At 31.1% G+C, this 12,167-nt stretch carries 17 protein-coding genes; 8 read left to right on the forward strand and 9 right to left on the reverse strand.

The features are described from left to right. Nucleotides 1–168: 168 nt before the first annotated feature. Genes LJY17_RS06180 through LJY17_RS06200 form a run of 5 tightly spaced genes read left to right on the forward strand, consistent with a single transcriptional unit; the run spans nucleotide 169 to nucleotide 3,855 of the window. Nucleotides 169–663: a GNAT family N-acetyltransferase gene (locus LJY17_RS06180; protein ID WP_264542969.1), complete on the forward strand. Its 495-nt coding sequence runs from the start codon at nucleotides 169–171 to the stop codon at nucleotides 661–663. Nucleotides 664–718: 55 nt separating this feature from the next. Next, nucleotides 719–1,555 carry a 50S ribosomal protein L11 methyltransferase gene (gene prmA, locus LJY17_RS06185; protein WP_264542970.1) on the forward strand — a complete coding sequence of 279 codons (837 nt, stop codon included), beginning with the start codon at nucleotides 719–721 and terminating at the stop codon, nucleotides 1,553–1,555. 25 nt (nucleotides 1,556–1,580) lie between these two features. Then, a complete protein-coding gene (locus LJY17_RS06190; RefSeq protein WP_264542971.1) occupies nucleotides 1,581–1,856 on the forward strand; it encodes an ATP-dependent Clp protease adaptor ClpS in 276 nt (91 codons plus the stop codon). A 60-nt stretch (nucleotides 1,857–1,916) separates the two neighbouring features. After that, complete coding sequence (locus tag LJY17_RS06195) at nucleotides 1,917–3,188, forward strand: sterol desaturase family protein (RefSeq protein WP_264542972.1); 1,272 nt, start codon at nucleotides 1,917–1,919, stop codon at nucleotides 3,186–3,188. A gap of 4 nt (nucleotides 3,189–3,192) precedes the next feature. Next, nucleotides 3,193–3,855, forward strand: coding sequence for a lysoplasmalogenase (locus LJY17_RS06200; RefSeq protein ID WP_264542973.1), 663 nt, complete (start codon nucleotides 3,193–3,195; stop codon nucleotides 3,853–3,855). Here the strand turns inward: LJY17_RS06200 and LJY17_RS06205 are convergent. From LJY17_RS06205 to LJY17_RS06215, 3 genes are all read right to left on the reverse strand, one after another. Next, on the reverse strand, nucleotides 3,852–4,118 hold the full coding sequence (locus tag LJY17_RS06205) for a heavy-metal-associated domain-containing protein (protein ID WP_264542974.1): 267 nt from the start codon (nucleotides 4,116–4,118) through the stop codon (nucleotides 3,852–3,854). The genes LJY17_RS06200 and LJY17_RS06205 overlap by 4 nt on opposite strands. Before the next feature lie 74 nt (nucleotides 4,119–4,192). Further along, a complete protein-coding gene (locus tag LJY17_RS06210; protein WP_264542975.1) occupies nucleotides 4,193–4,606 on the reverse strand; it encodes a DUF6691 family protein in 414 nt (137 codons plus the stop codon). A 2-nt stretch (nucleotides 4,607–4,608) separates the two neighbouring features. Further along, nucleotides 4,609–5,169 carry a YeeE/YedE family protein gene (locus tag LJY17_RS06215; RefSeq protein WP_264542976.1) on the reverse strand — a complete coding sequence of 187 codons (561 nt, stop codon included), beginning with the start codon at nucleotides 5,167–5,169 and terminating at the stop codon, nucleotides 4,609–4,611. Nucleotides 5,170–5,250: 81 nt separating this feature from the next. Here LJY17_RS06215 and LJY17_RS06220 point away from each other — a divergent pair, with 81 nt between their 5' ends. After that, the gene (locus LJY17_RS06220) at nucleotides 5,251–5,706 is read left to right on the forward strand and encodes a 2-dehydro-3-deoxyphosphooctonate aldolase (RefSeq protein ID WP_264542977.1); all 456 of its coding nucleotides are present in this window, start codon (nucleotides 5,251–5,253) and stop codon (nucleotides 5,704–5,706) included. Nucleotides 5,707–5,733: 27 nt separating this feature from the next. On the opposite strand, the gene LJY17_RS06225 is transcribed toward LJY17_RS06220, so the two are convergent. From LJY17_RS06225 to LJY17_RS06245, 5 genes are all read right to left on the reverse strand, one after another. Then, on the reverse strand, nucleotides 5,734–6,030 hold the full coding sequence (locus LJY17_RS06225; RefSeq protein ID WP_264542978.1) for a c-type cytochrome: 297 nt from the start codon (nucleotides 6,028–6,030) through the stop codon (nucleotides 5,734–5,736). Nucleotides 6,031–6,080: 50 nt separating this feature from the next. After that, nucleotides 6,081–7,103 carry an MvdC/MvdD family ATP grasp protein gene (locus tag LJY17_RS06230; RefSeq protein ID WP_264542979.1) on the reverse strand — a complete coding sequence of 341 codons (1,023 nt, stop codon included), beginning with the start codon at nucleotides 7,101–7,103 and terminating at the stop codon, nucleotides 6,081–6,083. Further along, nucleotides 7,103–8,119, reverse strand: coding sequence for an MvdC/MvdD family ATP grasp protein (locus tag LJY17_RS06235; protein WP_264542980.1), 1,017 nt, complete (start codon nucleotides 8,117–8,119; stop codon nucleotides 7,103–7,105). Before LJY17_RS06235 ends, LJY17_RS06230 begins: the two co-directional genes overlap by 1 nt. Nucleotides 8,120–8,168: 49 nt before the next feature. Further along, nucleotides 8,169–8,414, reverse strand: a complete 246-nt coding sequence (locus LJY17_RS06240) for a microviridin/marinostatin family tricyclic proteinase inhibitor (RefSeq protein WP_264542981.1) — start codon at nucleotides 8,412–8,414, stop codon at nucleotides 8,169–8,171. 174 nt (nucleotides 8,415–8,588) lie between these two features. After that, entirely contained in the window at nucleotides 8,589–9,521 is a 933-nt protein-coding gene (locus LJY17_RS06245; RefSeq protein WP_264542982.1) for a peptidylprolyl isomerase, read from the reverse strand. A 21-nt stretch (nucleotides 9,522–9,542) separates the two neighbouring features. Between LJY17_RS06245 and LJY17_RS06250 the strand changes: the two genes are divergently transcribed. Together LJY17_RS06250 and LJY17_RS06255 are read left to right on the forward strand one after the other, a co-directional pair. Continuing rightward, the gene (locus tag LJY17_RS06250) at nucleotides 9,543–10,028 is read left to right on the forward strand and encodes a GNAT family N-acetyltransferase (protein ID WP_264542983.1); all 486 of its coding nucleotides are present in this window, start codon (nucleotides 9,543–9,545) and stop codon (nucleotides 10,026–10,028) included. A gap of 2 nt (nucleotides 10,029–10,030) precedes the next feature. Next, nucleotides 10,031–10,828 (forward strand): class I SAM-dependent methyltransferase, encoded by a 798-nt coding sequence (locus LJY17_RS06255; RefSeq protein ID WP_264542984.1) that lies wholly within the window; start codon nucleotides 10,031–10,033, stop codon nucleotides 10,826–10,828. A 172-nt stretch (nucleotides 10,829–11,000) separates the two neighbouring features. Here LJY17_RS06255 and LJY17_RS06260 read toward each other — a convergent pair whose 3' ends face one another. Further along, nucleotides 11,001–12,146 carry a sterol desaturase family protein gene (locus tag LJY17_RS06260; protein WP_264542985.1) on the reverse strand — a complete coding sequence of 382 codons (1,146 nt, stop codon included), beginning with the start codon at nucleotides 12,144–12,146 and terminating at the stop codon, nucleotides 11,001–11,003. Nucleotides 12,147–12,167 lie beyond the last annotated feature (21 nt).

Genomic DNA, 12,167 nt, shown 5'->3' on the forward strand with positions numbered 1-12,167 from the left:
ATTTTTTCAAAAAATTCCCAATCAAACATTGATGAAAAACTGTAAAGTAACAGGTTTCCGAAGTATAAAATTATTAGTAGTTTTGAAAGTTTGTGTAATTTCAAATCCATTTAAAGCAGTTAATACCTTAAATTTACTACAATAAATTAACATTTACAATAATTAATTATGTCGGTCACAATAAGAAAAGCTACAATTACAGATATGATTTCGGTTTTAGAGATTGTAAACTACGAAATCTCAAACACAACTGCTATTTGGGATTATGACCTTAGGACATTAGAAGAACAAGAAGCAATTTACATTGAAAAACTTGAAAAAGAGTTTCCTTTTTTAGTTGCAGAAATAGATGGTAAAATTGTTGGTTTTGGAACTTATGGAACTTTCCGATTTAAAATTGGGTATCGATTTACTGTAGAACATTCTGTTTACATTAACAAAGATTTTCATGGCAATGGAATTGGCACCCTACTGCTCAAAGAATTAATTGAGATCGCTAGGAATCAAAACTTACACACGATGATTGGTGTTATCGATTCTGAAAATCATGGTAGTATTACATTTCATAAAAAACTTGGTTTTCAAGAAGTGGGACACATTAAAGAAACAGGGTTTAAATTTGATCGATGGTTGGATTCTGTTTTTGTGCAAATTTTATTATAATTTTCTTCCTAGAACTGGCAAAAATTAATTCTTACCTTTGCAAAAAAATAAATACATGCAAAATTTATATATAGGTTATCATTTTCAAGTAGAACCAAAAGATTTAGGTTCAGAAATTTTAATTGCCGAATTAGGAGAACTTCCTTTTGATAGTTTTATTGAAACAGAAAATGGTTTCTCAGCATATATACCAAAAGAAAACTGGAACGAAAATATCTTAGAAGATATTTATATTTTGAATAACCCTGAGTTCAAAATTAGTTTTACTATTGAGGAAATTGAACAAAAAAACTGGAATGCCGAATGGGAAAAAAACTTTGATCCAATTGATGTAGATGGTCTTTGTCATGTTCGTGCACCCTTCCACCCAAAAACAGATGCTCAATACGATATTGTAATTGAACCAAAAATGAGTTTTGGAACTGGTCATCATGAAACAACTCATATGATGATTCAACACCTATTAGAAATGGATGTTGAAGGTTTAAAAACTCTTGATATGGGATGTGGCACAGCAATTTTAGCGATTTTAGCAGAAATGAAAGGTGCTCAACCAATAGATGCTATTGATATTGATAATTGGTGCTACTTAAATTCAATAGAAAATGCTGAAAGAAACAATTGCCAACACATTTCAGTATACGAAGGAGATGCATCACTTTTAGCAGGTAAAAAATATGATTTAATTATTGCTAACATCAACCGAAACATACTATTAAACGATATGCAAACGTATGTAGATAGCTTAAATCCTAAAGGTATTATTTTGTTTAGTGGATTTTACGAACAAGACATACCTCACATTGATGCTTCTTGTACAGAAAAAGGTTTAACTTTTGTTAAAAAAATAAACCGAAACAACTGGGTATCATTAAAATATGTAAATTCGTAATTAAGAAAAATACCCCCAAATCTAAATGGCGACGATTGAAAAAATACAAGAACAATTAGAGGTACTGGAACTAGTTGCTACCAACCATGAAATTATTTTGTATAACGACGATGTTAATACTTTTGATCATGTGATAGACACTTTAGTACGTGTTTGTAAACACGACGATCTTCAGGCAGAACAATGTGCTTTATTAGTTCATTATACTGGAAAATGCGGTGTAAAAACAGGTTCTTTTGACGAATTAAAACCACAATGTAGTGCATTATTAGATGCTGGTTTGAGTGCTGAAATTATTTAACAAATTATTTGTTAAACGTTAAATTCTCCATATCTTTCACTTTTAAATTTTAAAGTAAATATGGAAGTCTACGGAAAAATACTCATTATTGCGATGCCATGTTTTTTGGCACTCATTATTATTGAAAAATTGTACGGCTATTTCAAAGGGGTTGATCATGCTCCGCTAATGGACAGTGTTTCAAGTATTAGTTCCGGAGTTACCAATGCAACAAAGGATGTTTTGGGTTTAAGTATCACCATTCTGACTTATGAGTGGATGGTTTCTAAAATGGCATTATTCACTATTCAAGAATCAGCCCTAGCCTATATTGTTGCCTTTATTGCTATAGATTTTCAAGGGTATTGGACACATCGATGGGCTCATCAAATTAATATTTTTTGGAACAAACATGCTATTCATCATAGTAGTGAAGAGTTTAACTTATCGTGTGCTTTACGTCAATCGGTTTCACAATTTTTTAATTTATTTACTTTTCTATTATTACCTGCTGCTTTGTTAGGTGTTCCTGCTAAGGTAATCGCCATTACACTTCCTATCCAGTTTTTTATACAATTTTGGTATCATACCAGATACATTAACAAAATGGGCTTTTTGGAAAAAATTATCGTTACTCCTTCACACCATAGAGTTCATCATGCCATTAACCCTGAATACATGGATAAAAATCATTCGCAGGTTTTTATTATTTGGGATAAAATGTTTGGCACTTTCCAAGAAGAATTACCAGAAGTTCCTGCAGTATTTGGAATTACTCGTCCAGCCGAAACCTGGAATCCATTCAAAATTAATTTCCAACATATGTGGGTTTTAATAAGAGATGCGTGGCGTGCAGAAAAATTTTCGGACAAACTAAAAATTTGGTTTATGCCAACAGGTTGGCGCCCTGAAGGATTTGACAAAAAATATCCCCTTCATAAAATTGATAATGTCTACAATTTTCAAAAATTTGGAACCAATAATAGCAAAACATTGATTGCTTGGTCGGTAGCGCAATTACTACTTACATTACTACTTATCACTTATTTCTTTGATAATATTGCTAAAATTGGTATACCAGGAATTTTTATTTACGGATTTTTTATTTTCGCTACAGTTTATAGCTATACTGAATTGATGGATAAAAACAAATATGCCTTTGTCTATGAAGGTATACGTTATGCTTTTGCAATTGCCATTGTGTTCCTAATAGGAAGCTGGTTCAAAATTGATGATGTAATTCCGTATGGAACAATTATCGTTATGAGTTACTTGACTTTATGTCTTTTAATAAGTATTTATTTTGTGACTGTAGAATTTAAAGAAACGCAAAACCAACCTGCCTTAAGTTAATTTTATGAGTAATTATTTAAAAATTTTCGCTGGAATAAGTGTGTTTTATCTTGTTCTATTATTTATTGGTCAAGATGAAATCGCTTGGTATTTAAAGCCCTTTTTACTTCCTTTCTTAATTTTAGAAACCTATTCATCAGAAAATTTCAAAACCAAAAACTTACTCCTTTCGGCATTGATTTTTTCATGGATTGGAGATATAATTTTAATGTTTGCAGATAAAGGTGAATTGTATTTTATCTTCGGTTTAGTTTCCTTCCTGATTGCCCATATTATATTCATTGTTCTATTCATAAAACAAGAAAAAGAAACAACTACTACAAACAAATTGTTTTGGATAGGATTGATTATAGTTGGAATCTATCTTCTTGGAATGTTGTTCCTACTCTTCCCAAGTCTAGGCGATTTAAAAATTCCTGTAACTGTTTATGCTGTTACCATATCAACCATGCTTTTAATGGCTGTAAAAGGTTATTTTAATTGGAGTAAACCTTACAATCAAACTGTTTTATTAGGTGCTCTAATTTTTGTTTCTTCAGATAGTATTTTGGCAATAAATAAATTCCACTCTGAACTACCAAAATCAGGGTTTTTAATAATGACAACGTATATTGTTGCTCAGTTTTTAATTACCAAAGGGATTTTAAATCTCAATAAAAAAAATTAACTAATCTTTCCTATTGCACAACTTACATACGATTTTGCTTTTTTAGCCACTGAATTTGCAGTTCCTTCTTCAGGATAACCTAATTTAGCGAGTATTTCTTTTACAGTTCCTACTATATCATTAGAAACGTACTCAAAATTGACTTTACTCTCTTCAATTAAAACTTCAATATTTTGAATCCCTTTAATACTAGCTAATTTTGATGTAATAGTGTTGGCACAACCTCCACACTTTAAATTTTGAACAATTACTGATGCTTTCATAACTTTAAATATTTATCTAAAGTTACCAATTGATTTTCAGTAAAAGACTGATAATTATCAGTATTACAATAAAATTAATGAGGTAATTTATCTTTTAGCACTCCGTATAAAAAAGTCCCAAGCAAAGCACCAACTAAAATAACGCCTACACTCATGAAACCCGCTCCAATAAGAATAAAAATTGGTCCTGGACAAGATCCCACTAAAGCCCATCCTAACCCAAAAAGAAGTCCACCAATCCAGTATCGCATTGATCCTTTTTCTTTATCTAAGATTTCGATTGGCAAACCATCTATATCTTTTAAATTATATTTTTTTATAATTTGAATTCCAATGACACCTGTAAAAACAGCTACTCCAATTATACCATACATATGAAATGATTGAAATTGAAACATTTCATAAATTCTATACCATGAAACCGCTTCACATTTTGTTAGAACAATTCCAAAGAAAAAACCAACGAGTAAAAATTTAAACAGCTTCATGATTAATTAAAAATTAGAGGTAAAACAAAATGAGAAACAATAAGCCCTCCCACGAAAAATCCTATTACAGCTTTTAATGAGGGTAGTTGAAGATTGCTTAATCCTGAAATTGCATGTCCAGAAGTACATCCGCCTGCGTAACGTGAACCAAAACCAATCAACAATCCTCCAATCAATAAAATAGCTAATATTTTAGGCGAACTAAACACTTGCATTCCAAATAAAGTATCAGGTGCTAATTTTCCTTGCGGAGCATCTATACCCATTGCAGCCAATTGATTTATAGTAGTGGGATTAATTGAAACATTTGTAGAATCAGACAAAAAATGAGTTGCTACGTAACCCCCTAACATTGCTCCCACAACAACAGCAAGATTCCATCGTTGTGATTTCCAATCCCAATCAAAAAAAGGAACAAATTTGCCAGCACCAGCCATTGAACACAAACTTCTAAGATTGGAAGACATCCCAAATGCTTTTCCAAAATACGTTAAAGCCAACATTACAAGACCAATCAGTAGACCTGAAATACTCCAATGCCATGTATGAGTAATAAAATCCATTTCAATATTTTTTGTACAAAAATAAAAGAATGTTGCTATATTTGTTATGAGTCAACCAAAATCTATAAAAGAAAACAATTAATGAAATTTCGAACTTTAATTTTACTGCTGATTTTTACACCTTTTATCTCGTGTATAAGCACAAGATCAACGATAAAAAATATAGATGACTCAATTCCCGGACCTGCTTTAAATGAAACTTTCAACAGTTTTATCATTACAAAAAAGGCTCCCAATAAAAAGTATGCTTACAATGAAGACTATCCTGTAAATGTAGGTTTTACTTCTTTAGAAGATGGAAATAACAATCAGATACGATTTTTAAATGCTTTGGCAGGGCCTAATGGCGAGAAAATCACTTTTGTAAAAAAAGACCCCTGTTGCCCTTTTCCAACCAAAAGATCTGATATGGGAGCAGGACTAATTGATACATTTGAAATTACTTGGGAAGGTCAAAAACAACCAGTTTTACTTTATATAAATAAATTTGAAAAGGGAGAACTAATGTTACCTGTTGGTTTCACAGCTAGAAAATAAAAAAAGCCCCAAATTGGGGCTTTTTCTTTATAAGTTAGCAACAAGATAATTATAAATTGATGCTTTTTGCTCATCTGTTATTTTAGCTTTTCTTGCCATTTTATCTAATGTTGGAACCCAGTCTTCCTTAGTGTGTTTTGTAGGCTGGAATAATTTGTGGCATTTACCACAATTATTTTCATACAACGACTTACCTTCTGCTAATTCAGGAGTCAATTCTATTTTTTTCACTTCAGATGTTTGCGCTGTAGTTGCAGTTTTAGGAGAACACGCATAAACAAAAGTTCCCACAACAGCAATTACTAATAAAGCTTTACTTTTCATATCTTTTTGTTTTGATTGAAGGGTAAATATAACAAACTTTTCTATCTATTTTAAGCTCTTGAAAAATTCTCTTCTAAAACAGGAGTATATCTTCTGTATGCATTTCCTAAAAGAACGTTTGCAATTTGTTCCGAAATTGCTCCATCAATAAGCCTATCCAACCAAAAAAATTCTCCTGCTGAATTTATTTCTAAGAAATAATATTCATCTTCTGGAGTAACAATAATGTCAATTGCTCCATAATTAATTTGATAAATATCCATCATTTGAAGTAACTTTTCTCTAATATCTAATGGTAATTCATAAGGAACCCAATCTCTTATTAAAGTTCTTCCTTCTTTTCTCCAGTCTAATTTTGCATTTTCAGTTTTTTGAGAATCTATAGCAAATGCAAATACTTGATCACCAACAATTGTTATTCTTAATTCCAGTTTCTTGTCAAGTTTTTCCTGAAATTGCATAGGACAATACTGCAAAGTATCGATATCTTCAAGATCTTCTTCTTTTACCAGATTTGTAAACACCACATTTTCAACACCATCACGCACAATTGCAAATGAACTTTGCATTTTAGAAATTACACCATTAGGTCTTTCTTGAACAAATTTTTTCGCTTCCTGTGGGTTATTTGTAATACACGTTTCTGGAACTTTTAAACCTAAATGAGACGCAATTTTCATTTGCTCTTCTTTACTATCCAATCTTCTGTACTGACTGAATTTACTAATTTGAAAACAATTAAGACTTTCAAGCATTCCAAACAAAGTTGTTCGTATTTCACCATAAGCACTGCTCAAAAATTCTTTATCCAAAACATTTGAAAGACCTGAACCAAGGTTATGGCTTCGTCTATACCAAACCGCTTCTACATCATGTATAGAAACTCTTACTCCCTGATAATCTAAATAAACTTTCCATTCATTGTTTTCAAAACAAGAACTTATACTATATTTTAAAGGATACTCATCAACATTAAAACGAATAGGTAATCCGTTTGAGGCTTTAATTTTTTTTGAAACTGTCTCAATGCTTTCGTTGTCTTGAGAATGTGTTATAATTAGTATCTTTTTCATTATGTTGTTATATATGTTGATTTTTTTATTTCAATTTCTTTTTTAATAATTTGGCTAACTATTCTATCAGCTATAGTTTCTCCAATAGGCAACCCTAAATCCCTTTGAAGCATACCCCATTCTCCTTGTGGGTTAACTTCTAAGAATATATATTGACCCTTTTTTTCACGAATAATATCAATCGCTCCAAAAAACAGGTTCATTTTTTTCATCATTTTTTTAATAGACTCTTCTACTTCTAAAGGTAAATCGTATTTTTCCCAAGAAGGTCTAATATCTGTAGCTGCTCTCCAATCTATTGATCCTGCAGCTGAATTTTCAGCATTTATTTTTCCAGTAAAAAATTCTCCATCAACATATATTACTCTTAATTCGTATTGCTTATCTATTCTCTCTTGAAAAATCATTGGGCAATACACCAAAGAGTCTAAATTTTCTAAATCATTCTGTTGAATGATTGTTGTTGGAAAAAATGGAGTATTTCCAGACATACTTCTAGACAAAGCTCCATGTAACTTAGCAATCATTTGTTCGTTACAAATTGAGAAGAAAAAATCCTTGACAGCTTCAGCATTATTGGTAAATAGACTCTTGGGAACGATTAGTCCAGATTCTGAAGCTAATTTTAATTGTTCTAATTTATTTTCCCCAATCTCATGATCTATTTGGATTGGGTTAATCCATGGAACATTTTTTAGAGATTCAAAAAAAATATTTCGCATGGTATTATATTCTTGATAATATATTTGCTTATAACTATCATCAAGATTTTCTGGAATAGAAATATTCCAAAGCTTTCTATACCAAACTGCTTTAACTTTATCGGAAGTAATTTCATAATCAGGAGTTACAAGTTTTACAACTTGATTACCTGAAGAATTATGGTATTCAAAATTAATTTTATACGAGAAATCATCAGAATTGAATCGTAGAACCTCAATTCCTAATTCTTTTAATCTATTTATAACAATATCTACTGTATAAAAATCATTACTGTGCGTAATACATAAAACCATAGGCAAAAAATAGTTGAGCAATACCATGGCATTGCTCAACATTTATAATTTAGATTTCTGTTCCAGCCTCGTCGCTATCAGAAGGATATTTCATTGTTTCGTAAATATCTAATGATGGCTTAGTTGGATTCCCTGGCCCTTCTTCGCTGTCTGAAGGATATTTCATTGTTTGAACTGTGTCAGATAAAACACTAGTTACTGCTCCCCCTTGAATTGCGTTTTGCTCATCTTTTGAAATTTGATTTTCTAAGAAATTAGCAAAAAAAGGCTTTTTAGAATTTTCGCTCTTTTTCATGATTTTTTAGTTTTAATTTTTTTTTAAGTTTAATGTCTGTTTATTTGCAAATATTTTGACTTCATAAAAATATAAATTTTTATTTATATAGGAATTTTATTACACAAAATTTAACACAAAAGACAAAAAAAGCCGCCTATTTGGCAGCTTTCTCATATCATAATAGTGAGTTGATTATTTAACATCCATTAACTCAACATCAAAAACCAATGTAGCATTTGGTGGTATAACCCCTCCAGCACCTCTTTCACCATACCCTAAATATGCAGGAATTACAAAACGTGCTTTATCACCAACTTGTAACAAAGCGATACCTTCATCCCAACCTTCAATAACATGACCTCTTCCTAATGGGAATTCAATAGGTTTTTTACGAGCGTAAGAACTATCAAATGTTTTTCCATTTTCTAATGAACCTTGGTAATGAACTGATACTGTTTTACCTGCTTCAGCTTGCTTACCATTTCCTTTTTGAATTATTTTATAACGTAATCCGCTTTCCGTTTTCTCGAAACCAGCAGCTAATTTTTCCATTGCTTCTTCAGCTAATCTTTTTTCCTCAGCCAATCTTTTTCCTCTTGATCCTTCAAATGTTCTGAAAGATTCAATTGCATTCCATCCTTCTGCTTCAGCACCAACTCTAATAATTTCAACACTTTCCAAAACATCTCCTTGAGCAACAGCATCTACCACATCCTGACCTTCAACAACATGTCCAAAAACTGAATGTTTACCATCTAACCAAGGTGTAGCCACATGTGTAATGAAAAATTGTGATCCATTTGTGCCAGGACCAGCGTTAGCCATTGATAAAACGCCTGGTTTGTCGTGTTTTAATGACGGATGAAACTCATCATCAAACTTATAACCAGCATCACCAGTTCCAGTTCCTAAAGGACATCCACCTTGAATCATAAAATCAGGAATAACTCTATGAAACTTTAGTCCATCATAATATTTTTGTCCTTGTGGTTTTACTGAATTTTCTAAATTCCCTTCAGCTAAACCAACAAAGTTCCCTACTGTACCAGGTGTTAAATCGTGAGTTAATTTTACTAAAATCGACCCTTTTGAAGTATTAAATTTTGCGTAAATACCGTCTTGCATCGTAATTATAATTAAATTTGAATGACAAAATTACGATTTTATATTCAAATGGAAATTAAAATAATTGGTTACAATCCAGAATACAAAAATGACTTTATAAAATTAAACAAAGCTTGGCTAGAAGAATATTTTTATGTAGAACCTCACGATTTAGAAACCTTCAATAATATTGAGAAAGACATTATAAAAAAGGAAGGAGAGATATTCTTTTGTTTGGTTGATAAAAAAATTGCTGGTACTGTAGCTATGATAAAAGCTGATGATAAAACTTACGAATTGGCTAAAATGGCAGTTGATAAAAAATTTCAAGGAATGAAATTAAGCAACTTACTAATGGAAGCTTGTATTGATTTTGCCAAACAAAATAATGCGAAAAAAATATTTTTAGTTTCTAACAGAATATTAAAACCTGCTTTAAATTTATATTCAAAATACAACTTTGTAGAAGTACCAATGGATGAAACTGATTATGACAGAGCAGATATCCAAATGGAATTAACTTTATAATTATGAAAGACCAAGATTATATTACCATTAATAAAAAAACATGGAACGAAAAAACGGACATCCATGTAAATTCGGAATTTTATGCCAATGACGATTTTTTAAAAGGAAAATCTTCGCTTAATGATATCGAACTAAAACTACTTGGAGATATAAAAGGAAAATCAATTTTACATCTTCAATGTCACTTTGGACAAGATACTATTTCATTTTCACGGATGGGAGCAAATGCTACAGGAATAGATTTATCTGACAAAGCCATTGCAAAAGCAAAAGAATTTAACAACCAGTTAAACCTCGATGCAAAATTTATTTGTTGTGATATTTATGATTTGCCCAATCATTTAAACGAACAATTTGATATTGTTTTTACAAGTTACGGAACCATTGGTTGGCTTCCAGATTTAGATAAATGGGCTAATGTTGTTTCTCGTTTTTTAAAACCTGGTGGAAAATTCGTTTTTGCTGAGTTTCACCCCATAGTTTGGATGTTTGATAATGATTTTAAAGAAGTATTTTACAGTTATTTCAATGTAGAACCTATAATTGAAGAAGAAACTGGAACTTATGCTAACAAAAACTCATCTATTGAGACCAAAACCATAACTTGGAATCATCCAACCAGTGAAGTTTTGAATGCTTTAATCAAATCGGGATTAGAAATTAATTCTTTTGATGAATACGATTATTCTCCTTACAATTGTTTTAATGAGACTGAAGAGTTTGAAACTGGAAAATTCAGAATCAAACATTTACAAAATAAAATCCCAATGGTTTTTTCATTAACAGCAACTAAAAAATAAATTATATCAGTACCTTTAGTCCAAGTAGCAATAAAAAATCATTTAAACAATTAACAAATTGAGTCCAAATTCAGAAAGGATAGTCGAAAAAGACAACGCACGAACAAGAATAGCACACTTTAATATGGAAACACCTTAAATAATTATTATTTAAAATAGTTGGAGTATAATTCTATCTTTTAGATTTATCGTATTCCTCCATATTCAAATCTTTATCAAATGGACTTTTTGTGAAAGGATAAACTGCTTGTTTAATATAACCTTTAGGAAAGTCTATTTCTAACAAACCGGTATCTTGAGGCCAAACATTATTTGGTAGATAATACGTTCCAAATATTCTATCAATAAACGGAAATATTGTTGCGAAATTTTTCCCATAGAATTCAGAATCTTTACAATGATGCCAATGATGGTATTGTGGTGTTGCAAAAATGTATTTGAAAAACCCAAAATTAATTCGGGTATTAGAATGAATCAGAACTGCGTGAATCGCCATAAAAATTACATAAATATTAAAGGTAATTGTTGAAAAACCTAAAATATAAAGAGGTACAAAAGCCATAGACCTAGTCACAAAAATATCAACAAAGTGCGTTCTTGAACCAGCTAGCCAATCCATGTTCTCGGTAGAATGATGTATGGAATGGAATCTCCATAAAAAAGTGTGAGTGTGGAAAAAACGATGCGTCCAATACTGAAATAAATCAGAAATAAAAAAAGCGAAAAATAATTGCAATAAAATAGGCTGATTTTGAACAAAATCTTGAATTCCGCCCAATCCCATCCAGCCAAAAAACATTTTTGCTGGTTGTTGTGTAATTACTCCAAAAAACTGCACGAGCAAATGACTAACTACAAAGTACATTAAATCAGTCCTCCATTCTTCATGAAAAGTAGGTTGATTTTTACGTTTTGGAAAAACAATTTCTATTGGCACAAATAAAATTGCCATTAAAAATAAATCTAGAATTAGCCAATCTAATCCTAAATGAACTTTGGTAATAGTAACACTTCTTGGACTAACATCAAACCCACCCAATACGATAGCCAAAACACAAAATGACATTCCATACAATGCCCATTTTTTTTGTTTACTCCACATAAAACTTATCACAGCAAAAAAAAGAGATGCAATAATTACAGCCGTTAATAAAATTTTCATTGATTCGCCTGTATAAACATTTCTAAACTCGGGAGTGGTTAACCATTCAGGATATTTAAAACAAAAAACACCTAAAAAAGAAAGTACACCCAAAAAAATAGACGTGTATCCGCTTATAATTCCTTCTCCAAACTTTACATTCTCTTTAATTTCCATAAATAAGTATTATGCTTTTGA

This window comes from Flavobacterium hankyongi (genome assembly GCF_036840915.1).
GTDB classification, from domain to species: domain Bacteria; phylum Bacteroidota; class Bacteroidia; order Flavobacteriales; family Flavobacteriaceae; genus Flavobacterium; species Flavobacterium hankyongi.